This window comes from Escherichia sp. E2586 (assembly GCF_005781105.1).
Taxonomy (GTDB): Bacteria; Pseudomonadota; Gammaproteobacteria; order Enterobacterales; family Enterobacteriaceae; genus Escherichia.
On record NZ_VATN01000023.1, the window covers coordinates 44,213 to 70,897 of the forward strand.

General features: G+C 51.6%; 27 protein-coding genes. 7 read left to right on the forward strand and 20 right to left on the reverse strand.

Translation table 11 applies throughout. The features are described 5' to 3' along the window. Positions 1-182: 182 nt before the first annotated feature. From pcm to cysD, 10 genes are all read right to left on the reverse strand, one after another. Complete coding sequence (pcm, locus tag FEK50_RS20645) at positions 183-809, reverse strand: protein-L-isoaspartate O-methyltransferase (RefSeq protein ID WP_000254703.1); 627 nt, start codon at positions 807-809, stop codon at positions 183-185. Continuing rightward, the gene (gene surE / locus FEK50_RS20650) at positions 803-1,564 is read right to left on the reverse strand and encodes a 5'/3'-nucleotidase SurE (protein ID WP_001516955.1); all 762 of its coding nucleotides are present in this window, start codon (positions 1,562-1,564) and stop codon (positions 803-805) included. The genes pcm and surE overlap by 7 nt, the downstream gene beginning before the upstream one ends. Then, positions 1,545-2,594, reverse strand: a complete 1,050-nt coding sequence (gene truD, locus FEK50_RS20655) for a tRNA pseudouridine(13) synthase TruD (protein WP_130207660.1) — start codon at positions 2,592-2,594, stop codon at positions 1,545-1,547. The genes surE and truD overlap by 20 nt, the downstream gene beginning before the upstream one ends. Continuing rightward, positions 2,591-3,070, reverse strand: a complete 480-nt coding sequence (gene ispF / locus FEK50_RS20660) for a 2-C-methyl-D-erythritol 2,4-cyclodiphosphate synthase (RefSeq protein WP_001219242.1) — start codon at positions 3,068-3,070, stop codon at positions 2,591-2,593. The genes truD and ispF overlap by 4 nt, the downstream gene beginning before the upstream one ends. Then, positions 3,070-3,780, reverse strand: a complete 711-nt coding sequence (gene ispD / locus FEK50_RS20665; RefSeq protein ID WP_130207661.1) for a 2-C-methyl-D-erythritol 4-phosphate cytidylyltransferase — start codon at positions 3,778-3,780, stop codon at positions 3,070-3,072. Before ispD ends, ispF begins: the two co-directional genes overlap by 1 nt. Before the next feature lie 18 nt (positions 3,781-3,798). Then, the gene (gene ftsB / locus FEK50_RS20670; protein ID WP_000517476.1) at positions 3,799-4,110 is read right to left on the reverse strand and encodes a cell division protein FtsB; all 312 of its coding nucleotides are present in this window, start codon (positions 4,108-4,110) and stop codon (positions 3,799-3,801) included. A gap of 193 nt (positions 4,111-4,303) precedes the next feature. Next, positions 4,304-4,627, reverse strand: a complete 324-nt coding sequence (locus FEK50_RS20675) for a DUF3561 family protein (RefSeq protein WP_064528120.1) — start codon at positions 4,625-4,627, stop codon at positions 4,304-4,306. Between the two features lie 49 nt (positions 4,628-4,676). Continuing rightward, entirely contained in the window at positions 4,677-5,282 is a 606-nt protein-coding gene (cysC, locus tag FEK50_RS20680) for an adenylyl-sulfate kinase (RefSeq protein ID WP_130208047.1), read from the reverse strand. Next, complete coding sequence (cysN, locus tag FEK50_RS20685; RefSeq protein WP_131162383.1) at positions 5,282-6,709, reverse strand: sulfate adenylyltransferase subunit CysN; 1,428 nt, start codon at positions 6,707-6,709, stop codon at positions 5,282-5,284. The genes cysC and cysN overlap by 1 nt, the downstream gene beginning before the upstream one ends. Before the next feature lies 1 nt (position 6,710). Beyond that, positions 6,711-7,619: a sulfate adenylyltransferase subunit CysD gene (gene cysD / locus FEK50_RS20690; RefSeq protein ID WP_000372392.1), complete on the reverse strand. Its 909-nt coding sequence runs from the start codon at positions 7,617-7,619 to the stop codon at positions 6,711-6,713. 250 nt (positions 7,620-7,869) lie between these two features. Between cysD and iap the strand changes: the two genes are divergently transcribed. Continuing rightward, positions 7,870-8,907 carry an alkaline phosphatase isozyme conversion aminopeptidase gene (iap, locus tag FEK50_RS20695; protein WP_131162384.1) on the forward strand — a complete coding sequence of 346 codons (1,038 nt, stop codon included), beginning with the start codon at positions 7,870-7,872 and terminating at the stop codon, positions 8,905-8,907. Between the two features lie 126 nt (positions 8,908-9,033). On the opposite strand, the gene FEK50_RS20700 is transcribed toward iap, so the two are convergent. From FEK50_RS20700 to cysJ, 4 genes are all read right to left on the reverse strand, one after another. Further along, positions 9,034-9,186, reverse strand: coding sequence for a Hok/Gef family protein (locus FEK50_RS20700; protein WP_000956460.1), 153 nt, complete (start codon positions 9,184-9,186; stop codon positions 9,034-9,036). A gap of 265 nt (positions 9,187-9,451) precedes the next feature. After that, the gene (gene cysH, locus FEK50_RS20710; RefSeq protein ID WP_131162385.1) at positions 9,452-10,186 is read right to left on the reverse strand and encodes a phosphoadenosine phosphosulfate reductase; all 735 of its coding nucleotides are present in this window, start codon (positions 10,184-10,186) and stop codon (positions 9,452-9,454) included. A 274-nt stretch (positions 10,187-10,460) separates the two neighbouring features. Further along, complete coding sequence (gene cysI / locus FEK50_RS20720; protein ID WP_131162387.1) at positions 10,461-12,173, reverse strand: assimilatory sulfite reductase (NADPH) hemoprotein subunit; 1,713 nt, start codon at positions 12,171-12,173, stop codon at positions 10,461-10,463. Beyond that, complete coding sequence (gene cysJ, locus FEK50_RS20725; RefSeq protein WP_131162388.1) at positions 12,173-13,972, reverse strand: NADPH-dependent assimilatory sulfite reductase flavoprotein subunit; 1,800 nt, start codon at positions 13,970-13,972, stop codon at positions 12,173-12,175. The genes cysI and cysJ overlap by 1 nt, the downstream gene beginning before the upstream one ends. A gap of 315 nt (positions 13,973-14,287) precedes the next feature. Between cysJ and queD the strand changes: the two genes are divergently transcribed. The 4 genes from queD (at position 14,288) to FEK50_RS20745 (ending at position 16,845) form a co-directional block, all read left to right on the forward strand. Next, positions 14,288-14,653, forward strand: coding sequence for a 6-carboxytetrahydropterin synthase QueD (queD, locus tag FEK50_RS20730; RefSeq protein ID WP_016159619.1), 366 nt, complete (start codon positions 14,288-14,290; stop codon positions 14,651-14,653). Positions 14,654-14,730: 77 nt separating this feature from the next. Next, positions 14,731-16,002 carry an FAD-dependent oxidoreductase gene (locus FEK50_RS20735; RefSeq protein ID WP_131162389.1) on the forward strand — a complete coding sequence of 424 codons (1,272 nt, stop codon included), beginning with the start codon at positions 14,731-14,733 and terminating at the stop codon, positions 16,000-16,002. Next, positions 15,993-16,253, forward strand: coding sequence for a ferredoxin family protein (locus FEK50_RS20740; RefSeq protein ID WP_130207668.1), 261 nt, complete (start codon positions 15,993-15,995; stop codon positions 16,251-16,253). The genes FEK50_RS20735 and FEK50_RS20740 overlap by 10 nt, the downstream gene beginning before the upstream one ends. 16 nt (positions 16,254-16,269) lie before the next feature. Continuing rightward, a complete protein-coding gene (locus tag FEK50_RS20745) occupies positions 16,270-16,845 on the forward strand; it encodes a glycerol-3-phosphate responsive antiterminator (RefSeq protein WP_130207669.1) in 576 nt (191 codons plus the stop codon). A 146-nt stretch (positions 16,846-16,991) separates the two neighbouring features. On the opposite strand, the gene FEK50_RS20750 is transcribed toward FEK50_RS20745, so the two are convergent. From FEK50_RS20750 to FEK50_RS20770, 5 genes are all read right to left on the reverse strand, one after another. Then, positions 16,992-17,852, reverse strand: coding sequence for an electron transfer flavoprotein subunit alpha/FixB family protein (locus FEK50_RS20750; protein ID WP_131162390.1), 861 nt, complete (start codon positions 17,850-17,852; stop codon positions 16,992-16,994). Continuing rightward, positions 17,849-18,628: an electron transfer flavoprotein subunit beta/FixA family protein gene (locus tag FEK50_RS20755; RefSeq protein WP_131162391.1), complete on the reverse strand. Its 780-nt coding sequence runs from the start codon at positions 18,626-18,628 to the stop codon at positions 17,849-17,851. The genes FEK50_RS20750 and FEK50_RS20755 overlap by 4 nt, the downstream gene beginning before the upstream one ends. Positions 18,629-18,635: 7 nt before the next feature. After that, positions 18,636-20,015 (reverse strand): MFS transporter, encoded by a 1,380-nt coding sequence (locus FEK50_RS20760; protein ID WP_165489012.1) that lies wholly within the window; start codon positions 20,013-20,015, stop codon positions 18,636-18,638. 21 nt (positions 20,016-20,036) lie between these two features. Beyond that, complete coding sequence (locus FEK50_RS20765; protein ID WP_000059295.1) at positions 20,037-21,491, reverse strand: FAD-binding oxidoreductase; 1,455 nt, start codon at positions 21,489-21,491, stop codon at positions 20,037-20,039. 69 nt (positions 21,492-21,560) lie between these two features. Beyond that, a complete protein-coding gene (locus FEK50_RS20770; protein ID WP_000021321.1) occupies positions 21,561-22,346 on the reverse strand; it encodes an SDR family oxidoreductase in 786 nt (261 codons plus the stop codon). A 317-nt stretch (positions 22,347-22,663) separates the two neighbouring features. Between FEK50_RS20770 and FEK50_RS20775 the strand changes: the two genes are divergently transcribed. After that, the gene (locus FEK50_RS20775) at positions 22,664-23,941 is read left to right on the forward strand and encodes an MFS transporter (RefSeq protein WP_130207674.1); all 1,278 of its coding nucleotides are present in this window, start codon (positions 22,664-22,666) and stop codon (positions 23,939-23,941) included. A 26-nt stretch (positions 23,942-23,967) separates the two neighbouring features. After that, positions 23,968-25,446: an FGGY-family carbohydrate kinase gene (locus FEK50_RS20780; RefSeq protein WP_130207675.1), complete on the forward strand. Its 1,479-nt coding sequence runs from the start codon at positions 23,968-23,970 to the stop codon at positions 25,444-25,446. A gap of 473 nt (positions 25,447-25,919) precedes the next feature. On the opposite strand, the gene queE is transcribed toward FEK50_RS20780, so the two are convergent. After that, the gene (gene queE, locus FEK50_RS20785) at positions 25,920-26,591 is read right to left on the reverse strand and encodes a 7-carboxy-7-deazaguanine synthase QueE (protein ID WP_130207676.1); all 672 of its coding nucleotides are present in this window, start codon (positions 26,589-26,591) and stop codon (positions 25,920-25,922) included. Positions 26,592-26,685: the final 94 nt, after the last annotated feature.

Genomic DNA, 26,685 nt, shown 5'->3' on the forward strand with positions numbered 1-26,685 from the left:
CAATACGGCGAACGGTGAATTTTGGGCTTCCCGCGCTCATTTATCCCCCAGAAAAAAAATTGGTTAATAACCAGTGACATAATTACCGTGCAAGGCACTCTACTGAACACTGGAAAAGATGTTCACGATACGCTGACCTGCTGCAAAATAACCAGGAAAATTCCAGGTATTTTCCTCACGCGCTAAGCCAGCTCCCCCTTTACTAAGGGAACAAAGCGCACAGCCTCCACGGTGTCGATAATAAATTCGCCTCCCCGACGACGCACCCGCTTTAAATACTGGTGCTCTTCCCCTACGGGTAAGACGAGAATGCCGCCTTCGTCCAGTTGCGTCATTAACGCTGTCGGAATTTCGGGCGGTGCAGCCGTTACAATGATAGCGTCAAACGGCGCACGTGCTTGCCAACCTTGCCATCCATCGCCGTGACGGGTTGAAACATTGTGTAAATCAAGATTTTTCAGACGCCTGCGCGCCTGCCACTGCAACCCTTTAATCCGCTCGACCGAGCATACATGCTGGACAAGATGTGCCAGAATTGCTGTTTGATATCCTGAACCAGTGCCGATCTCCAGCACTCGCGACTGCGGCGTCAGTTCAAGTAATTCAGTCATTCGCGCCACCATATACGGCTGCGAAATTGTCTGCCCCTGACCTATCGGCAATGCGATATTGTCCCAGGCTTTTTGTTCAAACGCTTCATCGATGAATTTTTCACGCGGCACGGCAGCAAGTGCATTAAGCACCTGCTCATCCTGAATACCTTGCGCACGTAATTGATCCAGAAGTGCTTGTACGCGTCTGCTTACCATTGCGTGCCAACTCCCACGCTGTTTAACCAGTCTGAAACCACATCTTGCGCGTTGTGCGCGGTTAAATCCACATGCAGCGGCGTGATGGAGACGTAGCCTTCATCTACCGCAGCAAAATCGGTCCCCGGACCGGCATCACACTTACCGCCCGGCGGGCCAATCCAGTACAGCGTATTACCGCGCGGATCCTGCTGCGGAATCACTTGATCTGCCGGATGTCGTGTACCGCAGCGAGTCACGCGGATACCTTTAATCTGATCCAGCGGTAAATCAGGTACGTTGATATTGAGAATACGTCCGGTACGCAGCGGCTCTTTACACAGTGCACGCAAAATGGAACAGGTGACCGCTGCAGCAGTGTCGTAATGTTTATGCCCGTCAAGTGAAACGGCCAGTGCCGGAAAGCCTAAATGACGGCCTTCCATCGCGGCGGCTACCGTGCCGGAATAAATAACATCATCACCCAGATTCGGCCCGGCGTTAATACCCGAAACCACAATATCCGGGCGCGGACGCATCAGAGCATTCACGCCAAGATAGACACAATCGGTCGGGGTTCCCATTTGCACGGCGATATCACCATTTTCAAAGGTAAACGTGCGCAGGGAGGATTCCAGCGTTAGAGAATTTGAAGCGCCGCTGCGATTACGATCGGGGGCGACCACCTGAACGTCAGCAAACTCACGCAGAGCTTTCGCCAGCGTTTGTATACCGGGTGCATGTACCCCGTCATCATTACTCAGCAATATGCGCATAATCACCTGTTGTGTTGATAAGTTCCCTGACAACGCTGGTTGCAAAGCTTCCTGCCGGAAGCCAGAAACGGATTTCGACGGTGACGTCATCCCACCAGTTCCAGCTTAATTGTTGCGGATATAACAGCATCGCTCTGCGCGCCGCCTCAACTTTTTCGCGCAGCAGTAAGGCTTGTAATTCCGTTTCTCCGGCGACAGCTGCTTGTTCGAATGCCAGCGCCTCACGCTGGGTTCCCCATTCGCCGCTACCCGGCATTGCAGCGGTAATTAACAGCTCTTTATCGTTCACGCGACGCTGTAATTCCGCCAGTTCTTCATTCGTGGCAACAAACCAGCTGCCGCGCCCGGCTAATTGTAGCGCATCACCGTCAACAACCTGATTAACTTCTGCTTTTTTGAGACGCTCAGCAACAATCTGATTAAACAACGCACTACGAGCTGCCGACAACCAAAAACTACGCTTATTGCGATCGCGCACCGGAGTATTGGTTTGCGCCCAGCGCAACGCACCCTGCAAGTTACTACCGCCAATACCAAAACGTTGCGCGCCAAAGTAATTCGGTACACCTTTCACGCAAATATCGATCAGTCGCTGTTCAACGTCATCACGATTGCTCACTTCTCGCAGCACCAGGGTAAAAGCGTTGCCTTTCAGCGCACCTAAACGCAGTTTGCGCTTGTGGCGTGCATACTCCAGCACCTGGCAGCCTTCCAGTTGAAACGCACTTAGATCAGGCATCTCTTTGCCCGGTACCCGAGCGCATAACCACTGTTCCGTAACGGCGTGTTTGTCTTTCTGCCCGGCGAAACTGACTTCGCGAGCATGAATTTTCAGGAATTTCGCCAGTGCGTCGGCCACAAAACGGGTATTGCAGCCGTTTTTGAGGATCCGCACCAGGATATGCTCACCTTCACCATCAGGCTCAAAGCCTAAATCTTCCACCACTACAAAATCTTCCGGGTTAGCTTTCAGCAGCCCGGTTCCTTGCGGTTTGCCGTGGAGGTAAGTGAGATTATCAAATTCAATCATTTTGTTGCCTTAATGAGTAGCGCCACCGCTTCACAGGCAATCCCTTCCCCACGTCCGGTAAATCCGAGTTTTTCCGTAGTAGTGGCTTTCACGTTAACATCATCCATATGGCAGCCGAGATCTTCGGCAATAAACACGCGCATTTGAGGAATGTGCGGCAGCATCTTCGGTGCCTGAGCGATGATAGTGACATCGACGTTGCCGAGGGTATAGCCCTTCGCCTGAATGCGTCGCCAGGCTTCGCGTAGCAGCTCGCGGCTGTCAGCGCCTTTAAATGCCGGATCGGTATCCGGGAATAGCTTGCCGATATCCCCCAGCGCCGCTGCACCAAGTAATGCATCGGTCAGCGCGTGCAGCGCCACGTCGCCATCAGAATGTGCCAGCAGCCCTTTTTCATAAGGGATGCGCACGCCACCAATGATAATTGGGCCTTCGCCGCCAAAGGCGTGAACATCAAAACCGTGTCCAATTCGCATTATGTATTCTCCTGATGGATGGTTCGGGTGAGGTAAAACTCGGCAAGCGCCAAATCTTCCGGGCGCGTGACTTTAATGTTATCCGCTCGGCCTTCGACAAGCTGCGGATGAAAACCGCAGTATTCCAGCGCTGAGGCTTCGTCAGTAATGGTAGCGCCTTCATTTAAAGCGCGTGTCAGGCAGTCATGTAACAGCTCACGAGGGAAAAATTGCGGCGTAAGCGCGTGCCATAAGCCGTTGCGATCAACGGTGTGAGCAATGGCATTTTTGCCTGGCTCGGCGCGCTTCATCGTATCGCGCACCGGCGCGGCGAGGATCCCTCCCGTGCGGCTGGTTTCGCTCAACGCCAACAGGCGCGCGAGGTCATCCTGATGCAGACAAGGGCGAGCGGCGTCATGCACTAACACCCACTGCGCATCGCCAGCGGCATTCAGACCTGCCAGCACGGAATTAGCACGCTCTTCACCACCAGCAACAACGGTGATTTGCGGATGATTCGCCAGAGGAAGTTGAGCAAAGCGGTTATCGCCAGGGCTTATTGCAATGACGACACGCGTCACCCGGGGATGCGCCAGCAGCGCATGCACCGAGTGTTCAAGAATGGTTTTATTACCGATTGAGAGATATTGCTTAGGACATTCCGTTTGCATTCGGCGGCCAAATCCGGCCGCCGGAACCACGGCGCAAACATCCAAATGAGTGGTTGCCATGTTAATTCCTGGGCTGATTTATCGATTGTTTTGCCCCGCAGACTGCGCGCGCTTCGACGCGTCAGGCACCAGACGATAAAAAGTTTCGCCCGGCCTGGTCATGCTGAGTTCATTACGCGCACGCTCTTCGAGCGCCTCCTGGCCGCCATTGAGATCGTCAATTTCGGCAAAAAGCTGATCGTTTCGCGCTTTAAGTTTCGCGTTTGTAGCTTGCTGTGCCGCCACATCATCATTGACGCGGGTATAGTCATGTATACCGTTCTTACCGAACCACAGCGAATACTGTAGCCAGACCAGAATAGCCAGCAACAGCAGCGTTAGTTTACCCATCCTGCCCCCTGAAAAACGGCATCCTCATCCCATGCATCCGAAGACGACTCTACATCCTCTGTTGGGGATACCGCGACAACGCGGGCAAATGTACCACATTTGTCCACTGTTACGTATACCCAGGGCGCGCAGAACATAATCTCATTATTGGTTACGGTTTGAATTATGGACAGAATGAACAGGAAAGAACAGATTAGCCCAACAACCACATAAACAGTGCACCAAACATAATGCCAACGGTGATAAAAGTGAAAACAATACTGTAGCGTAATTTCCCGTCCATCAAGGAATGCAGCGCAATACCTACCACCACCGCAACAGGCATCAGCGCCAGAAAGAAAGGCCAGGTGTAGATAAAGAAAAACAGCGTGTTAGAGCCATAAATCAACATCGGAATCGCCAGTGCACACAGCCAGGACACAAAACCGACCACGGCCCCTGGTAGCGACCATGTGGTTTCTTCATCCTCGGTAAGGCTATCACTATTTGTTAGTGTAATGTTATGGCTATTACGCATATCAGATCCTGTTACTTTGACGAACCGGGCATGAAAACCCGGTGGTGTCTCAGGATCTGATAATATCGTTCTGTCTCAGTAGATCTAATAATTGCTGAACCAAATTTGTTACTAATTGTTCACCATTGAGATGAATTTCTGCCGATTCAGGCGCTTCGTAAACGGAATCTATTCCGGTAAAGTTACGCAGTTCACCAGCGCGTGCTTTTTTATATAAGCCTTTTGGATCGCGAGACTCACAAATCGCCAGCGGCGTATCGACAAACACTTCGATAAACCGCCCTTCTCCTACACGTTCGCGAACCATCTGCCGTTCGGCGCGGTGTGGTGAGATAAACGCCGTCAGCACCACCAGTCCGGCTTCGACCATTAAATTCGCCACCTCACCGACCCGACGGATATTTTCTTTGCGATCGGCATCGCTAAAACCGAGATCGCTGCATAAACCGTGGCGGACATTGTCGCCATCCAGTAAATATGTACTGACGCCAAGTTTATGTAACGCCTCCTCCAGCGCCCCCGCGACCGTTGATTTACCGGAACCAGAGAGGCCGGTAAACCACAGCACAACACCTCGATGACCGTGGTGGTGCTCGCGTTGTTGTGCAGTAACCGGATGGCTATGCCAGACGACGTTTTCGTCATGCAGCGCCATCATTTACCTCCCAGTAAATCGCGCGCTCCCCAGTGCGGGAAGTGGCGGCGTACTAACGCATTCAGCTCCAGCTCGAATGCGCTAAATTCCGACGGCGCAACGGCGGCCTCGTATTTCGGCTCATGCACCATACCGGCACCAACAGTCACGTTGCTCAGGCGATCGATAAAAATCAGCCCACCCGTCACCGGATTTTGTTGATAACGATCTAACACCAACGGCTCGTCAAAGGTGAGATCCACGAGGCCGATCCCATTCAGTGGCAGGTTTTCAACTTCGCGTTGGGTAAGGTTATTAATATCAACCTGATAGTGAATACCATCAACGCGGGCGCGCGTCTTCTTACCGGCGATTTTGATGTCGTAACTCTGCCCAGGGGAAAGCGGTTGCTCCGCCATCCATACCACATCAACTGACGCGCTCTGCACCGCCGGTAACGCTTCATCTGCTGTCAGCAGCAGATCGCCACGGCTGATGTCGATCTCGTCCGTCAGCACCAGGGTGATCGCTTCTCCAGCAAAAGCTTCTTCGCGATCGCCATCAAAAGTGACGATCCGCGCGATATTTGACGCCACGCCAGAGGGCAGCACTTTGACACGTTGCCCGACTTGCACGCTGCCGGAAGCCAGCGTTCCGGCGTAGCCACGAAAATCGAGATTAGGGCGGTTAACGTACTGAACCGGGAAGCGCATCGGCTGGGCATCAACCACTCGCTGAATCTCCACGGTTTCCAGCACTTCAAGTAATGTTGGGCCGCTGTACCACGGCATTCTTTCACTTTGCGAAGCTACATTGTCGCCTTCCAGCGCAGAGAGCGGCACAAAGCGAATATCCAGATTGCCCGGCAATTGTTCGGCAAAAGTCAGGTAGTCTTCACGAATGCGGGTGAATGTCTCTTCACTGTAATCCACCAGATCCATTTTGTTGATCGCTACGACCAGATGTTTGATCCCCAACAGCGTGGAGATAAAACTGTGACGACGGGTTTGATCGAGCACGCCTTTACGGGCGTCGATCAATAAGATCGCCAGCTCACACGTTGACGCGCCAGTCGCCATATTGCGGGTGTACTGCTCGTGCCCAGGGGTATCGGCGATAATAAATTTACGCTTCTCGGTGGAGAAATAGCGATAAGCCACATCGATTGTGATGCCCTGTTCGCGTTCCGCTTGCAGGCCGTCCACCAGCAGCGCCAGATCCAGTTTTTCGCCCTGGGTGCCGTGACGTTTACTGTCGTTATGCAGCGATGAGAGCTGATCTTCGTAGATTTGGCGGGTATCGTGCAGCAGGCGACCAATCAGGGTACTTTTGCCGTCATCGACGCTACCACAGGTCAGAAAACGCAGCAGGCTTTTATGTTGTTGCGCAATCATCCAGGCTTCGACGCCGCCTTCATTGGCGATTTGTTGTGCAAGTGCGGTGTTCATCTTAAAAATACCCCTGACGTTTTTTCAGCTCCATAGAGCCTGCCTGGTCGCGGTCAATCACGCGCCCCTGACGTTCACTGGTGGTGGAAACCAGCATCTCTTCGATGATCTCCGGCAGCGTTTGTGCATTCGACTCAACCGCACCGGTCAGCGGCCAGCAGCCCAGCGTGCGGAAGCGCACCATCCGTTTTTTAATCACTTCGCCCGGTTGCAGGTCGATACGGTTGTCATCAATCATCATCAACATACCGTCGCGTTCCAGAACCGGACGTTCAGCGGCGAGATACAGTGGAACAATGTCGATATTTTCCAGCCAGATGTATTGCCAGATATCCTGCTCGGTCCAGTTAGAGAGCGGGAAGACGCGGATGCTTTCGCCTTTGTTGATCTGCCCGTTATAGTTGTGCCACAACTCCGGACGCTGGTTTTTCGGATCCCAGCGATGAAATCGGTCACGGAAAGAGTAGATTCGTTCTTTGGCGCGGGACTTCTCTTCATCGCGACGTGCGCCACCGAAGGCGGCATCAAAACCGTATTTGTTCAGAGCCTGTTTCAAACCTTCGGTTTTCATAATGTCGGTATGTTTGGCGCTGCCGTGCACGAACGGGTTAATCCCCATCGCCACGCCTTCCGGGTTTTTATGTACCAGCAACTCGCAGCCGTAAGCTTTCGCCGTACGATCGCGGAACTCATACATCTCGCGGAATTTCCAGCCGGTATCGACATGCAGCAGTGGGAACGGCAGCGTACCAGGATAAAACGCCTTGCGCGCCAGATGCAGCATGACGCTGGAATCTTTGCCGATGGAGTAGAGCATCACCGGATTTGAGAATTCTGCCGCCACCTCGCGAATGATGTGGATGCTTTCCGCCTCCAGCTGTCGTAGGTGGGTAAGTCGTTTTTGATCCATAACCGTTCCTTTGCAATACCGCTATTTTCTTGCCATCAGATGTTTCGACTATAGGGAGCGCAGGAGAACGAATGAAATTACCAATTGGAATGAGTAGTTCCTTAACGGAATAACGCTTTGGCAAAGCAAATATCAAAAAGTGCTTAAGCTACCGAATTTCGGGCGTTTAGGAAGATTTGAAATTGTTTTAGCGCAGCGGCAGTTTCATACTATGGCGGTAAAAATTTTGCATGGTATTTAAGGACTCACTATGTTTTCCGCATTGCGCCACCGTACCGCTGCCCTGGCGCTCGGCGTATGCTTTATTCTCCCCGTTTACGCCTCATCACCTAAACCTGGTGATTTTGCCAATACACAGGCGCGACATATTGCCACTTTCTTTCCGGGACGAATGACCGGAACACCCGCAGAAATGTTATCTGCCGATTATATTCGGCAACAGTTTCAGCAAATGGGTTACCGCAGTGATATTCGAACATTTAATAGCCGATATATTTATACCGCACGCGATAACCGCAAAAACTGGCACAACGTGACGGGAAGTACGGTGATTGCCGCTCATGAAGGCAAAGCGCCGCAGCAGATCATCATTATGGCGCATCTGGATACCTATGCCCCGCAGAGCGACGCAGATGCAGATGCCAATCTCGGCGGGCTGACGTTACAAGGAATGGATGATAATGCCGCAGGTTTAGGTGTCATGCTGGAGCTGGCTGAACGCCTGAAAGATATTCCGACTGAGTATGGGATTCGTTTTATTGCCACCAGTGGTGAAGAGGAAGGGAAATTAGGTGCTGAGAATTTACTCAAGCGCATGAGTGATACCGAAAAGAAAAATACTTTATTGGTGATTAACCTCGATAATCTGATTGTTGGCGATAAGCTGTATTTCAACAGTGGCGTAAAAACACCTGAAGCAGTAAGGAAATTAACGCGCGACCGGGCGCTGGCAATTGCCCGCAGTCACGGAATTGCCGCCACCACAAATCCAGGTTTGAATAAAAACTATCCGAAAGGCACTGGGTGTTGTAATGACGCAGAAATATTCGACAAAGCGGGCATTGCTGTACTTTCGGTGGAAGCGACAAACTGGAATCTTGGGAATAAGGATGGTTATCAGCAACGAGCAAAAACAGCCGCATTCCCTGCGGGAAATAGCTGGCATGACGTAAGACTGGATAATCAACAGCATATAGATAAGGCACTTCCTGGAAGAATAGAACGCCGCTGCCGTGATGTTATGCGGATAATGTTACCGTTGGTGAAGGAGCTGGCGAAGGCGTCTTGATGGGGTTGAAATGATTACTCCCGTGCCTGCAGGAAATCAATGCCACCTGGAACAGAGAATAAAAAAGGGGTGCAGGAGGCCAAACTTTAACAATTCAATACGCGGGGTTTTACCCCCGCGTGGTGGCTACTTCTTCGATTCGTAAGCGAGAACTGCCTTAAACTCCATACCACGTTCTCTGATACTCAACTCACACAACGAGTCGCCTACCATCAGCGTGAATCCCAGTACTGTAAAACACAGTACGATGATTGCCACAAGGGCATATTTTGTCAGCATGTCTTGCCTCCCTGCAAAGAAGAGACTAACATCCGAATTGCTTAGGTTCGAACGTAGGCCTCAGGTTGATAGAAATATCGCCTGGGGCTTTTGTCCATCTGGAACCTCGCGAATGCTTAACGCCAGACAGCCTCAAGCACCCGACGCCATTCTATGCCTGTAGATTCCCCTTGCTACATTCACGTTTAAAAGCAGGAATGCTGCTCGCAAAATAAATACGCCCCCATCGTTTCCGACAGGGGCGCTTATTAACGGTACCGATTTATTACCCTTCGTGAAGCCCACATTCCCTTTTTAAGCCAAAGAAACGCGTTTCTTCTTCCGCCATGCCCGGTTCCCATTTACGGGTTGTATGGGTATCTCCTACAGATAAATATCCTTCATCCCATAATGGGTGATATTTCAGGCCATGTTTTTGCAGGTACTGATAAATAGTTCGGTTATCCCAGTCGATAATCGGCAGCACTTTAAATACACCACGCTGGATAGCCAGTACTGGCAAATTAGCGCGGCTGCCGGATTGTTCGCGGCGCAGGCCAGCAAACCAGGTTTGCGCATTCAGTTCTTTCAGCGCCCGGTTCATCGGTTCAACTTTGTTGATGTCATTGTATTTTTCAATGCCTTCAACGCCCTGCTCCCACAGTTTACCGTAGCGCGCTTCCTGCCAGGCGGCGCTTTCGGTAGCACGGTACACTTTCAGGTTGAGCTTGAGTTTGTCCGTTAACTCGTCAATAAAGCGGTAAGTTTCCGGGAACAGATAACCGGTATCGGTGAGGATCACCGGAATGTCCGGGTGAATCTGATTCACCAGATGCAGGCTCACCGCCGCCTGAATGCCGAAGCTGGAAGAAAGCACATATTCACCGGGCAGATTATCCAGTGCCCAGGCAACGCGGCCTTCAGCGTCCAGTTTTTCCAGTTCGGCGTTAGTTTGGGCCAGCGCCAGAATCCGGTCTACCTTTGGCAGTTCGTTCAGGGTGTTTAGATCGAGTTTGGGCATAAGTTCCTCACTGTTTGCCTTGCCTGATGCGACGCTGACGCGTCTTATCAGGCCTACAAGACCGGGCTCAACCGTAGGTCGGATAAGGCGTTTACGCCGCATCCGGCAAAGGTGCCAACTTGCCTGATGCGACGCTGGCGCGTCTTATCAGGCCTACAAAACCGGGCTCAACCGTAGGCCGGATAAGGCGTTTACGCCGCATCCGGCAAAAGGTGCCAACTTGCCTGATGCGACGCTGGCGCGTCTTATCAGGCCTACAAGACCGGGCTGATGGTTAATCCCACAAATCGCGCGCCGGGTCGAGCACCGGGCGAATGATGCCCGCACGCACCGTAAAGTCGCCGAAGCCTTCACCCGCTTCACGCTCTTTCGCCCAGCGCCCTATCAGTTCATCAAGCGACGCCAGGATTTCCGGCTCGGAGATGTTTTCTTTATACATCCGTGGGATACGTGTCCCCATGCGGTTGCCGCCAAGATGCAGGTTGTAGCGACCCGGCGCTTTACCCACCAGACCCACTTCCGCCAGCATCGCGCGACCACAACCGTTCGGGCAGCCTGTTACACGCATCACGATATGCTCATCGCTAATGCCATGTTTCGCCATTAAATTATCGATGTTATCGATAAACGACGGCAGGAAACGCTCCGCTTCCGCCATCGCCAGCGGGCAAGTCGGGAATGACACGCAAGCCATTGAGTTTTCACGCTGCGGCGTGACGGCATTCATCAACCCGCTCTCTTTGACGATCTTCTCGATCTTCGCTTTCTCACTTTCCGGTACACCGGCGATGATCAGATTCTGGTTCGCCGTAATGCGGAAATCGCCTTTGTGGATCTTCGCGATCTCCAGCAAGCCGGTTTTCAGCGGACGCCCAGGATAATCAAGGATGCGACCATTTTCGATAAACAGCGTCAGATGCCAGTTATCATCAATGCCCTTAACCCAGCCAATACGATCACCGCGTCCGGTAAACTCATACGGACGGATCGGTTCAAATTTGATCCCCGCGCGACGTTCCACTTCCGCTTTAAACGTCTCAACACCCACGCGCTCCAGCGTGTATTTGGTTTTGGCATTTTTACGATCGGTTCGGTTACCCCAGTCACGCTGAGTTGTCACGACGGCTTCCGCCACCGCCAGCGTATGCTCCAGCGGCAGATAGCCAAACTCGCTCGCCGTGCGGGCGTAGGTTTTCTTGTTACCGTGCTCCATGGAAAGCCCACCGCCCACCAACAGGTTAAAGCCCACCAGCTTGCCGTTTTCAGCGATCGCCACGAAGTTCATGTCGTTGGCATGCAGATCGATATCGTTCTGCGGCGGGATCACTACCGTGGTTTTAAACTTACGCGGCAGGTAGGTCTGACCGAGGATCGGTTCTTCATCGGTGGTGGCGACTTTTTCCTGATCGAGCCAGATCTCCGCGTAAGCGCGAGTACGCGGCAGCAGATGTTCAGAGATTTTCTTCGCCCATTCATAGGCTTCCGCATGCAGCTGCGACTCGAACGGGTTCGAGGTGCACAGCACGTTACGGTTCATGTCGTTGGCGGTGGCTAACGCATCCAGACCAACCGAGTGCAGCATCTGGTGTGCAGGTTTGACGTTCTTTTTCAGAATACCGTGGAACTGGAACGTCTGACGGTTGGTCAGGCGGATGCTACCGTAAATGGTGTTTTCCACCGCAAATTTGTCGATCGCCTGCCACTGTTTGGTGGTGATAACACCGCCAGGCAAACGGCAGCGCAGCATCATCGCGTGGCGCGGCTCCAGCTTCTGTTCAGCACGTTCGGCGCGGATGTCGCGGTCATCCTGCTGATACATGCCGTGGAAGCGGATCAGCAGGAAGTTATCGCCCTTAAACCCACCGGTCAGGCCGTCATTTAAATCTTCAGCAATGGTGCCGCGCAGGTAGTTGCTCTCAAGCTTCATGCGCTCGGCGTCTGTCAGTTTTCCTTCGACCACTAAAGGCCCTGGATGTTTTTCGCTCATTAGTAGACATCTCGCTGATAACGGCGCTCTACGCGCAGCTCACTTAAAAATTCATCCGCCGCTTCGGTGTCCATGCCACCAAATTCGGCAATCACTTCCAGAAGTGCCTGCTCAACGTCTTTCGCCATGCGATTAGCGTCGCCGCAGACATAAATGTGGGCACCGTCATTGATCCAGCGCCACAGCTCCGCGCCCTGTTCGCGCAGTTTGTCTTGTACGTAAACTTTTTCTTTTTGATCGCGCGACCAGGCGAGATCGATCCGCGTCAGCACACCCTCTTTGACGTAGCGCTGCCACTCCACCTGATACAGGAAGTCTTCCGTAAAATGCGGATTGCCAAAGAACAGCCAGTTTTTACCTGGCGCTTCGTCAGCGGCGCGTTGCTGCATAAAGGCGCGGAACGGCGCAATACCGGTACCTGGGCCAATCATAATCACCGGGGTTTCCGGGTTAGCGGGCAGGCGGAAGTTGTCGTTATGTTCGATAAAGACGCGGACTTCGCCCTCTTCTTCCACGCGGTCCGCGAGGAAGCTGGAGGCACCACCGGCACGGGCGCGGCCTTCCACGTCGTAACGCACCACGCCAACGGTGACGTGTACTTCGTTCTCGACTTCCGCCTGCGAGGAGGCGATGGAATACAGGCGCGGGGTCAGCGGGCGCAGCAGATTAATCAGCGCTTCGGCATCCAGCTGTGCCGGAGAGAAACGCACCATGTCGACAATCGGCGTGGTCGCGGCGTAATGCTGCAACTTCGCTTTATCGCCCACCAGCGGCAGCAGCGTTTCGCTGCGCGTTAAGGTAGCGTAGTTCTCAACGATATTGGCGGTGTTGACGGTCAGTTCGAAGTGCCACTGTAGCGCCTCATTCAACGGCAGGGTTTTGCCCTCAACGGTGACAGGTTCATCGCCTTTCAGCCACAGCAGTTCGACAAGTTCTTTCACCAGTGCCGGATCGTTCTGATACCAGACGCCCAGCGCGTCACCCGGCTGGTAACGCAGGCCTGAGTCGCCTAAGTCAATTTCGATATGACGAATGTCTTTTTCAGAGTTACGCCCGGTAATTTTCTGGTTAACCGAAAGGCTAGCCACCAGCGGCGCGTCTTTGCTGTACGGGCTGGTGTGGATTTCATTTAGCGCGCCAGTAGCGACGGATTGTGAAGGTGCTGCGACAGGCGCGCGCGATTTAAGCGCATCAACCACGCGGGCGCGCCACTCGCTGGCAGCGGCCTGGTATTCCACATCCGCATCAACGCGATCGAGCAGGCGTTCACCGCCCAGTTCCGCCAGCTTGCTGTCGAAATCTTTCCCGGACTGGCAGAAAAATTCATAAGAGCTATCGCCAAGGCTAAACACGGCAAACGCGGTGTTTTCCAGCTTCGGCGCTTTTTTGGAGAACAGAAACTTATGCAGCGCGACGGCTTCTTCCGGCGGTTCCCCTTCCCCTTGTGTTGACGTCACCACGATAAGCAGTTTTTCGCTGGCGATTTGTTTGAATTTATAGTCGCCCGCGTTCACCAGCTTAACGTTCAGTTTTACCGCTAATAAGTCATCGCGTAACGCTTCGGCGACCCGACGCGCATTGCCGGTTTGCGAAGCGGAGATAATAGTAATACCCGGCATTTCTGCGGCGGGCGCTGGCGTCGCTGCAAGCGTAGCAGGCTGCTGATTGAGCACGCCCCAGAAATAGCCAGAAACCCAGGCAAGCTGGGTGGGCGTTAAATCGGTCGTGGCCGCCTGGAGGCGTGCCAGTTGCTCCGGGTTCAGCGGAAGCAAAGCGGAAGGTGGGACCTGTGTCGTCATGCGTCGTTATGTTCCAGTAAGCAAAGCTGTTTATCGGCCCTGTCAGCGCCCATAAAACAGAAGAGAAGGTAAGGTTAACGGCGCGAAGGGGGTGGATTAAAGACGGGATAGCGATAACTAATAACCAAATCGACTAACCTGTTTTAGCAATAGTCTTTAACAACAAAATAGATTTATTAACTCAATGAAAAATAAATAAATATCGACCGCAATTAAGTTAAATCGGTCATTTTGCGCAACAAACCCGTTTTTAGTAATGCGAAAAAACAGGCTTTCCGGTACTCTACGGCGGTTTTATCGTCCTGTAGAGAAATTATGATGTCCACCACGTTATTTAAAGATTTCACCTTCGAAGCCGCTCACCGTCTGCCGCACGTCCCACAGGGACATAAGTGCGGGCGCTTACACGGGCATTCTTTTATGGTGCGCCTGGAAATCACAGGGGAAGTCGATCCGCATACGGGCTGGATTATCGATTTCGCTGAACTGAAAGCGGCGTTTAAACCAACCTACGATCGCCTCGACCACTATTACCTCAATGATATACCCGGTCTGGAAAACCCAACCAGCGAAGTTTTAGCAAAATGGATTTGGGATCAAGTTAAACCCGTTGTGCCGCTATTAAGTGCGGTGATGGTGAAAGAAACCTGCACTGCAGGCTGTATCTATCGCGGCGAATGATAAGAGTGTGTCGGCGGTCAATTTCCCTTAAGTAACGCTATGTTAGGGTGTTGCGCTCAGGATATCTGGAGCACACCATGGAAGATGACTGCGACATTATTATCATCGGTGCGGGTATAGCAGGCACCGCTTGTGCTTTACGTTGCGCGCGGGCAGGTTTGTCCGTTCTGTTACTGGAACGCGCTGAAATTCCCGGCAGTAAAAACCTTTCCGGCGGGCGTTTATATACCCATGCGCTCGCTGAACTCCTCCCGCAATTTCATCTGACCGCGCCCCTTGAGCGTCGCATCACCCACGAAAGCCTTTCTTTATTAACACCAGATGGCGCCACAAGATTTTCCAGCTTACTGCCCAACGGCGAGTCATGGAGCGTGTTACGCCCGCGATTCGATCCGTGGCTGGTTGCCGAAGCCGAAAAAGAAGGTGTCGAGTGTATCCCTGGTGCGACGGTAGATGCGCTGTATGAAGAAAACGGCAGAGTGTGTGGCGTTATCTGTGGTGACGATATTCTCCGCACCCGTTATGTCGTCCTGGCAGAAGGTGCCAATAGCCTCCTGGCGGAACGCCACGGATTAGTTACCCGCCCTGCTGGCGAATCAATGGCGTTAGGAATCAAAGAAGTGCTGGCGCTGGAACCATCCGCTATTGAAGAACGTTTTCATCTGGAGAATAACGAAGGCGCAGCGTTGCTGTTCAGCGGCGAAATCTGTGATGACTTGCCCGGCGGCGCATTTCTTTATACTAATCAACAAACGCTCTCGTTAGGGATTGTTTGCCCGCTCTCTTCCCTTACGCAAAGTCGTGTTCCGGCAAGCGAGCTGCTGGCCCGCTTTAAAACGCATCCAGCAGTGCACCCGCTTATCAAAAACACGGAATCGCTGGAGTATGGCGCGCATCTGGTGCCAGAAGGTGGCCTGCACAGTATGCCGGTGCAATACGCCGGTAACGGCTGGCTACTGGTGGGCGATGCGTTACGCAGTTGCGTCAATACCGGAATTTCCGTACGCGGCATGGATATGGCGCTGACTGGCGCACAGGCGGCGGCACAAACGCTGATAAGCGCCTGCCAGCACCGCGAGCCGCAAAATCTGTTTCCGCTTTATCATCAAAACATAGAACGCAGTCAGCTGTGGGATGTTCTACAACGTTATCAGCATGTTCCGGCGCTTTTGCAACGCCCGGGATGGTACCGTGCGTGGCCTGCGTTAATGCAGGATATTTCCCGTGATTTATGGGATCAGGGGGATAAACCTGTTCCGCCGCTGCGCCAGTTACTCTGGCGTCATATACGTCGTCATGGCCTGTGGCATCTGGCGGGCGATGTTATCAGGAGTCTGCGATGTCTGTAGCCCGTAATCTCTGGCGCGTTGCTGATGCGCCGCACATTGTTCCGGCTGACTCCGTTGAGCGTCAGACGGCAGAACGATTGATTAACGCCTGTCCGGCAGGTCTTTTTTCGCTCACGCCGGAAGGGGACTTGCGTGTTGATTATCGCGGTTGCCTTGAGTGCGGAACCTGCCGTTTGCTGTGCGACGAAAAAACACTACAACAGTGGCGCTATCCGCCTTCCGGATTCGGCATCACCTACCGCTTTGGATAAATAATAAGGATAATTTATGTCCCTCTTACACCTGCTCCGCCAGAATCCGGTGATTGCTGCCGTTAAAGATAATGCCAGCCTGCAACTGGCAATCGATTCTGAATGCCAGTTTATTTCCGTGTTGTACGGCAATATCTGCACCATCAGCCATATCGTTAAAAAGATTAAGAACGCCGGGAAATATGCCTTTATTCATGTCGATTTGCTGGAAGGTGCATCGAACAAAGAAGTGGTGATTCAGTTTCTGAAACTGGTGACCGAAGCGGACGGCATTATCAGCACGAAAGCATCGATGCTGAAAGCGGCAAGAGCGGAAGGTTTTTTCTGTATTCATCGCCTGTTTATTGTCGATTCGATTTCGTTTCACAACATTGATAAGCAGGTTGCGCAATCGAACCCAGATTGTATTGAGATCCTCCCAGGCTGTATGCCCAAAGTGCTGGGCTGGGTGACGGAGAAAATCCGCCAACCGCTGATTGCTGGTGGGTTGGTGTGCGATGAAGAAGATGCGCGTAATGCGATTAACGCGGGTGTGGTGGCGCTTTCCACCACGAATACCGGGGTCTGGACGTTAGCAAAAAAATTGCTTTGACGGGATAATCGTAACGAATTGAATTTGTGTGATTTGTAGGCTGCACGCCAAATCCGGCATTCAGCGCCTGATGCGACGATTGACGCGTCTTATCAGGCCTACAAGTCCCGAGCCTGGCCCCCGTCCACGCCGCATCCGGCTGTACGTTATTGGCAATCTGCGTGAATGTTTGTCACCAGTGCCTCCAGCACGGCTTTCCAGTCATCTACCACACCAACATCTGCCTGCGAAAATACCGCCGCGCTGGCGTCATGATTAATCGCCACCACAAACTTACTATTACGTACGCCCGCCATTAACGCTGCCGCACCGGATGCGCCCGCCACAATGCAAACATCTGGCGCCAACAAATGCCCGGAAATGCCAATGACCTTTTCGGCTTCAAAGCCACCGTTCATCACTCGCGCCCGACTGTAGCCCACTTCTGCCCCCAGCTTTTCAGCCAGCGTAGCGATGTCATGGCTATCTGCCTCGCCGCCCTGCCCCACTACCAGCACCCGTCTGGCCTCAGCTAATGGATCGCGGATAACATTTTTAAGATCCTCTGTGCTAACCAGCCAGTCGGGAAGCGCCCCGGGAACAATGTTCAGTTGCTGCATACCAGAGGGCAACGTGGTGTTTTTCGCTGCTCCCACCTGACGTGCCAGCGAAAGACATAGCGGGCGTTTTTCTGTTTGCAACGTCGCCGTTAGCGCATTTCCCCAGTGGGATTTGCGCACGCTTACGGTTGGAATATCTAACGAAGTCACCTGGCAGATGCTTGCACCATGTAAACGCCAGGCCAGCCGGGTCGACAGTTCATCACCAAACGTTCCCGGCGGAAAGAGAACAACGTCCACAGGCGTTCGCTGCCACTGTTCTACCAGCGCATCCAGCACCTGTTCCGCGACCATCGGCTGCGGCTCGATTTGCCAGTGCGTTAGTGTGCTGCCGCTGAAATCCTGCTCCGCCAGCCAGCCCGCTATTGCGGCATGTTCCTGATTTATTGTCACAATTGCGATATTCATGGCTGCATCCTTTGGCGTAAATAGTCCTGCCATAGCTTTTGCGCTTTTTCTGCTACCGTTTGCCCATCAATCAGCGTCGCTCTGCGTCGTTGCTCTGGCCTTGCCAGTTGCAGGCACTGCATCGCTGGCGATTCAGCAGCAACAGTTTTGCGGATAATTTCCGCTTTCCCCGCCGTCATACGCTGGCGCATTCCCGGTACTGGCAAGGCCACTTCGCCACACTGGCGCACAGCAATCACCGCGGGCAAGCGGACACGACAACAGCGCAGCCCATTTTCAGTACGCTGTTCGAGGGTGATAAACGGCGCGTTGAGAGTGAAACGCTCCACCTGGGTGAAACAGGGCCAGCCCAGCATTTCCGCCAGCAAAAATGGCGTTTGCCCATTTTGTCCTTCGCTGCTTTGGCAGCCGGTAATTAGCAGATCCAGCGGATTCTGGCGCTGCCATTCGCCAATATGCCAGGCGACAAATTCCGGCGCAAAGCGCAGATCTGCCGCCGTCTCCAGCAATACAACTTTCTCAAACCCAAGAGCCATGAGATAGCGCAGCCAGTGCAACGCCCGTTCATCGCCTATGCTCAACGCGGTTAAAGTCATCGGCGTGCCATTTTTTCTCTGCGCCAACAGCAGCGCGGCAGCGGCCTGTTCATCAGCACCGAGTAAACTTCGCAGTAGCGAAACATCCGGTCCGCTATTACCCTGAGCCGCCGCCAGCCACTCTTTTTCCGCCAGCATCCCGGCATCCGGTTCGGCTTTAAACGCTAACAGTATGTTCATTCGCACCTCATACATTTCCCGCCGCCACCAGCGGGAGGGCTTTAGTTTCTGGTGCCCATAGCCAGGTCACGACAAAACCAACTAACAACACTGCCGCCAGGATCAATAAGGTAACTTGCATCCCCCACTGCGCCAGAATCCACGGCAGCAGACCCGTACTTACCGCCGCGCCAAGTCGACTCATGGCAGTGGCAAAACCGACGCCCAGCGAGCGAATGTCAGTAGGAAAACTTTCCGCAGGCAAAATGCCCACCAGATTACTGACCGCCGAAATGGTGGTGCTGAAGAGAACAAAAAGCAGCAGCGTTAATGAACCGCCGGAAGGCAAACAGGCCATCACTACCAGCGTTGCCGCCAGCAGCAAAAAACTTCCCAGCAAAAATTTGCGATGTGCCAGCAAGTGCGTCAGAACTAATCCCAGCAGCGCGCCAACAATTAACAACGCATTAAGCATCAGACTGGCGGTCAGCGCATCTTCCAGACCAATAGTTTGGGCAATGGTCGGCAGCCAGGTATAAATCACAAACCATGGGATTACGAGGCAGACAAAGAAGACGCTGTTAAACGCCGTGCGCCGCCAGTAGCGCGAAGAGAACAAGGTTTTGATGTGTTTATGGGTCGCCGCTGCCACTTCATCGCCCAATAAAACATGGGGACCAAAATAGCGATGTACGATAGCGTGAGCTTCTGCAAAACGTCCCTGGCGAAGTAGCCAGCGTGGCGATTCTGGCGTTCCCCAGCGTAATAACGTAATCAACAACGCGGGCAGAGCTGCCGATGCCAGCAACCAGCGCCAGGCTTCAGGGCTTTCTGAAATAAAGTGATGTCCGGCAATACTTGCCAACACATAGCCTACGGTCCACACCACGCTGAACGCGCCCAGCAAAATACCGCGATGGCGGCGCGGGGAAAATTCAGCCAGCAAGGTGTGACCGACTGAGTAATCGCCTCCCAGACCAATGCCAATCAAAATGCGCAGTCCAATAAGATGCTCTGGCGTGGTGGCAAAAAATTGTAAAAACGAAGCAAGCGTAATCAGCAAAAAACTGAAGGTGAAGATTTTTTGTCGCCCAATATGGTCGGAGATCCACCCCAAAACCAGGCTGCCGATAAACAGGCCAAGTAACGCCGAGCCGCCAATCATACCCGCCATAAACGGCGTCAGTTGCATGGCTGGAGTAAGCTGAATAATGGCGTAACCAATGACGCCGAGGACATAACCGTCGGTCAGGTGCGCACCGAAAGTGAGCGCAGCAATGCGGCAGTGAAAACGGTTAAGTGGTAAATCATCCATTCGCACCGGTGAAGTGTTCATCTTTACCCCTTCATTGTCCGGTAATAAGAACGGCTTCCCGGTTGAGAAGCCGAAAAGGCAACGCCCCGACATCACGGGACGCTGCCTGACACATTATTTTTCAATCGGATAGATAGTACCCGTATTCATAATGCCGTTAGGATCGAACTGCTTTTTCAGCCCTTCCAGCAACGCCCACGCGCTGCCGTGTTCCAGCTTGCTCCAGTGAACGCGATGTTTACCAATGCCGTGGTGGTGCACCATCGAACCACCGAGGCGAATAGTTTCTTCGCAGATGATTTTGTTGAGCGGATTGTGGTACTTGTCGATTTCCTCTTCCGGCTTACAGTCAACGACGTTGTAGTCGTAGACGAAGTACATGTTGGTGCCGTTCTGGTAGCTATGAGAGGAGTGACCGCCCAGCATGGTGATGTCGTCGGCGTGCGGGAACTCGGTACGAATACGGTTAATAACGCTTTCGTAGATTTCGTGGATGCAGCTCCAGCAGCCGGACACTTCGGTGGTAAAGCCCATGTTGCCAGTTTTGAGGATCTGTACACGTTCGGCAGCCACTTTATCTGGTCCCCAGTTCAGGTGATTAAACCAGGTTTCGATCAGTTTGCTGTCCACTCGCTGGCATTGCGGGTAGCGGGCAACAATTTCCGCAATCCCTTCGCCCGTTGCCTTCGCAATGCGAGGGTTACCTTCAGCCATAAAGATCAGCACACATTTTCCGTCGGCAAAATGGGTGAAGTGTTGGGTGCCATCTTCAGCGTCATACAAACGAGCGATCGACGGACGATAACCTTCCACCATGATTTCACGCAGGATGTTGAAGCCGGTTTTCATGTCTTCCAGGATATAGCCGTAGAAGAGGTTGTTTTCTGGGGTGAATTTAAAGATTTTCACTGTTACTTCAGTAATATAGCACAATGCACCTTCGTTGCCGATGATGATGTGACGAATGTCCGGGCCAGCCGCGCGGCGTGGCACGTTTTTAATGCGTGTGACGGTGCCATCAGCCAATACTGCTTCCAGACCAACGACCATATCTTCGATTGCGCCGTAGAGTGTGGAGAACTGCCCGATACTGCGGGTTGCTACCAGGCCGCCCATCTGCGCCAGCGGTTTTGATTGCGGAGAATGCCCTGTGGTGTAACCTTTTTCACGCAACGCGTTTTCCAGCACCTCCAGCGGAACGCCACATTGCGCCGTGGCCTGCATATTCTCAATATCAATATTAATGATTTGATTCATGGCGGAGCCGTCGAGCACTACCGAGTTTTCCACAACGGTTTCCAGTCCCCCCTCGGTGGCGGAAGCGCCGGTACGCGGCACACCATTAATTTTGTGCGCATTCATAAAATTCAACACACGGGAGACTTGTTCTGTGGAACCGAGTTTTACGACCGCTGCCGGAATCGGCAAAGTATAAATGCCATGAATATCCGGAAATTTACGAAAACGGTCAATACTGTTCTTCTTTAATACTGTTTCATCGGTAATTACGCGATCTGCACCAACAATTTCCTTTAGCTGGTCGACAATCGCTGCGCGAGATAAAGACATAGTAATTCCTTCCTGATAATAAAAATGGAATAATCATTAATAAGAGAAAACAGAAACCACCGTTATGGATTAGCGCACTAAATAACCGCCATCGACCACTAATAAATGTCCGTTGACATAATTCGATGCCGGACTTGCGAGGAATACGGCTGCGCCCATTAAATCCTGAGTGTCGCCCCAACGGTTTGCCGGAATATGATCAAGAACGCGCTGGTTAGTTTCTGGATTACTACGGGTCGCCAGAGTGATATCGGTAGCGTAATATCCCGGGGCAATACCATTTACCTGAATATTATATTGACCTAATTCATCGCAATAGGCTTTGGTGAATCCGGCAAGAGCATGTTTAGTGGCAGAATATGCAGGTGACCATTGTCCACCTAAGTAAGAGAACAATGAACAGATATTAATGATTTTACCGCTTTTCTGCGGGATCATAATTTTTGCCGCTTCATAGCTTAACTCGAATGCGGCGGTCAGGTTCACATCAATCATTGGATCCCAGTCGGCACGACCGAAGTCCAGCACTTTATTCAGCTTACAAATACCGGCATTGTTAACCAGAATATCGACGGTACCGAAGCGCTCACAGCAGGCAGCGATAATCTTCTGCGGTGCGCCTTCTGCGGTGATATCCACCTGCATGAAGTCCACTTCAACACCCTGTTTTTCAATCATTTCCTTTGTTTCGCCGTTATCTTTGACAAAACTTGGAATAAAAATATTTGCGCCAGCTTTGGCCAACGCCATTGCAAATGCCTGACCTAAACCGCTATTCCCGCCGGTAACAATTGCTGTTTTACCTTTCAGGGAGAAAAAATCCATTGAGAACGCATTGAGAGATTCGATTGACATAGTTAGCTCCAATTTCCGTAAGGCAAAAAAAAGAAAGGTAACTTCCCCCGCGAGAGGGAAGTTACCTTTCTCATTATCTCTGGTAACTGGAGATAATTTTTAGCATAAGGGCATAACTGCTAATGTGATCGTAATCACAGTGTGCTGTTCGTATTATCAAATAGTTTTAAAAAGCAGAAGCGTGATTACTCTCACACAACATCTCTGCTTTCCATGTTATTTCTTATCGCAATTACTAGAGACCTGAGAAAAGTAATCCACCTGAAAGGGCGGCTTACTTTTCTCTTTTTTTTGTCTATTACAAATGGGAATACGATATGCAACACAACTCATATCGCCGTTGGATAACTCTCGCGATAATTAGTTTTAGCGGCGGCGTAAGTTTTGATCTGGCTTATTTACGTTATATTTATCAAATTCCCATGGCGAAATTTATGGGATTCAGCAATACCGAGATAGGTTTAATAATGAGTACATTTGGTATTGCGGCCATTATTCTTTATGCCCCCAGCGGCGTTATTGCCGATAAATTTTCACACCGCAAAATGATTACTTCCGCGATGATCATTACCGGGTTGCTGGGCCTGATAATGGCAACCTATCCACCACTCTGGGTAATGCTCTGTATTCAGGTCGCCTTTGCGATAACCACTATTTTAATGCTGTGGTCAGTGTCGATTAAAGCCGCCTCATTACTTGGCGATCATAGCGAGCAAGGGAAGATCATGGGCTGGATGGAAGGGCTGCGCGGCGTCGGTGTAATGTCGCTGGCGGTGTTTACCATGTGGGTCTTTTCTCGCTTTGCACCGGATGACAGCGCCAGCCTGAAAACGGTCATTATTATCTACAGTGTGGTTTACATCTTATTGGGGATTCTGTGCTGGTTTTTTGTTAGCGATAACAACAACCTGCGCAGTGCCAATAACGAAGAAAAACAGTCATTCCAGCTTAGCGACATCCTGGCCGTTTTGCGCATCAGCACCACCTGGTATTGCAGCATGGTGATTTTTGGCGTCTTCACCATCTACGCCATTCTGAGTTACTCCACCAACTATCTGACCGAGATGTACGGCATGTCGCTGGTGGCGGCGAGCTACATGGGGATTGTGATCAACAAAATCTTCCGCGCACTGTGTGGTCCACTTGGCGGCATCATCACCACCTACAGCAAAGTGAAATCCCCTACCCGCGTGATCCAAATCCTTTCCATCATCGGCCTGCTGGCACTGACTGCCCTACTCGTTACCAACTCTAACCCGCAATCGGTCGCGATGGGGATTGGCCTGATTTTACTACTGGGATTCACCTGTTACGCCTCACGCGGGCTGTACTGGGCCTGCCCCGGCGAAGCGAGAACACCGTCTTACATTATGGGTACCACGGTAGGTATTTGTTCGGTGATTGGATTCCTGCCGGATGTCTTCGTTTACCCGATTATCGGTCACTGGCAGGACACCCTGCCCGCTGCAGAAGCCTACCGCAACATGTGGCTGATGGGCATGGCGGCCCTCGGCATGGTGATCGTCTTTACCTTTTTGCTGTTCCAAAAAATTCGTACTGCTGATATCGCCCCCGCAACGGCTAACAGCAAGTAAGCCAGAAAAATTACAGGAGAAAAATCATGTCGAAGAAATACATCATAGGGATTGATGGCGGAAGTCAGAGCACAAAAGTAGTGATGTACGATCTGGAAGGTAATGTAGTTTGCGAAGGTAAAGGCTTATTACAGCCGATGCACACGCCGGATGCCGATACCGCAGAACATCCTGACGACGATTTATGGGCATCATTATGTTTTGCCGGTCACGATTTAATGAGCCAGTTTGCCGGGAATAAAGAAGATATTGTTGGCATCGGCCTGGGATCAATCCGTTGCTGCCGTGCGTTACTAAAAGCCGATGGCACGCCTGCTGCTCCGTTGATTAGCTGGCAGGATGCACGCGTTACACGCCCTTACGAACATACGAATCCTGACGTGGCGTATGTCACCTCTTTTTCGGGTTATCTGACGCACCGTTTAACGGGGGAATTAAAAGATAATATCGCCAACTATTTTGGTCAGTGGCCGGTGGATTATAAGAGCTGGGCATGGAGTGAAGATGCTGCGGTAATGGAGAAGTTTAATATCCCCCGCCAGATGCTTTTTGATGTGCAAATGCCAGGCACTGTTCTTGGGCATATCACACCTCAAGCCGCGCTGGCGACGCATTTCCCGGCAGGACTGCCGGTTGTTTGTACCACCAGTGATAAACCGGTAGAAGCTCTGGGAGCCGGGTTACTGGATGATGAAACGGCGGTGATTTCTCTTGGCACTTACATCGCGTTGATGATGAACGGCAAAGCACTGCCGAAAGATCCGCTGGCGTACTGGCCGATTATGTCTTCTATTCCGCAAACGTTGCTTTATGAAGGTTACGGTATCCGAAAAGGCATGTGGACGGTGAGCTGGCTGCGCGACATGTTAGGCGAGTCGTTAATTCAGGATGCCAAAGCACAAGATCTTTCACCGGAAGATTTGCTCAACAAAAAAGCTTCTTGTGTGCCACCTGGCTGTAATGGTCTGATGACAGTGCTGGACTGGCTGACCAATCCGTGGGAACCCTACAAGCGTGGGATTATGATCGGCTTTGATTCCAGCATGGATTACGCATGGATATATCGTTCGATACTGGAAAGCGTGGCGCTAACGCTGAAGAACAATTACGACAATATGTGTAATGAAATGAATCACTTTGCGAAGCATGTGATCATTACTGGCGGTGGTTCGAACAGCGATCTGTTTATGCAGATTTTTGCCGATGTATTCAATCTTCCGGCGCGCCGTAATGCCATTAACGGTTGTGCAAGCCTGGGGGCGGCGATCAACACGGCTGTAGGGCTTGGTCTGTATCCAGATTACGCAACGGCTGTCGACAAAATGGTTCGCGTGAAAGATGTCTTTATGCCGATTGAGAGCAATGCCAAACGCTACGATGCGATGAATAAAGGTATTTTCAAAGATTTAACCAAACATACTGATGTGATCCTGAAAAAATCGTATGAAGTGATGCATGGTGAGCTGGGGAATGCGGATTCAATCCAGAGCTGGTCGAATGCGTAAATGAGGAAGACCGGGCGGGAAACTGCCCGGCCTGAACATACCTGAATGGTTATCCCCGGCTGACGCGGGGAGCTCATAGTCGAAGTCTTCATGACTTCCTTGATATTCGGTTTATCCCCGCTGGCGCGGGGAACTCTCTAAACATAACCTATTATTAATTAATGATTTTTAAGCCAGCCACAATCTACCAACTTTACAGAATCACACAAACAACATATCCATTATGTTAAAGAGCACTTAATCCATTGATTGAAAAGATAAATATATAAAATAACTCTATACAAACTAAAATCTACCAAACTCCGACGTAATAATTTTCACTCCAGTGAAAAATTAACGCTACAGAATTTGTAGAGAATGACAATGATTAGCCCGGAATGGGCAAAATGGATGAGTGTTCAGAGGAGACAAAAATATAAATGAGTGGGAGTCTTTACAAACCCCACCCATTTACAACGCTTATAAATGTTTAATCAGGCAATATTTAAATATTTATGTGTTTGCATCGACAAACGCCAGTTACGCGCAATGCAAGTTTCAATGCACAAACGCGTAGCATCTTCCTTCTGGCTAATTGGCTGAAGTGCAATGATTCGCGGTTTATCATCGGTCAGCGTCGCCAGCAATTCATCCAGTGCTTCGATATCCCGTACGCGTCCAACTGGGTGTTTGATTTCGTTAGCTCGCTCCAGGGCTTGCGACAATACTTCATAACCGCCACGCATATTCAGTTTTGGCGACACGGTGACCCAGGTATTCGGCGTACAACGCACTTCATGAGTACCGCTGGTTTCTATCTGGCAACTGAAACCGTTCTTTTCGAGCAGGTCAGTTAGTGGCATCAAGTCATGAATACAAGGTTCACCACCCGTAATCACCACGTGACGCGCGGTGTATCCCTGACGACCGATGACTGCGAGCAAGTCTTCACTGCTTGCTGCTCCCCACTTATCACTCTCTTTCGTTTTCCCCAGAATGCTGAAAAGGGAAACTTCCCGATCCTCAAGCTTTTCCCATGTGTGTTTGGTGTCGCACCAGGCACAGCCGACCGGGCATCCCTGTAAACGAATAAAAATGGCGGGGACGCCGGTAAAGTAACCCTCACCTTGCAGGGTCTGGAACATCTCGTTAATCGGGTACTGCATAGCATTCTCTGAGAAGTGGATAATTGTTAATTATTGCAGATCCTGCCGCAACAATCATGTCTTATTAACATTCTGTTACAGGCGGGTTTAAGGT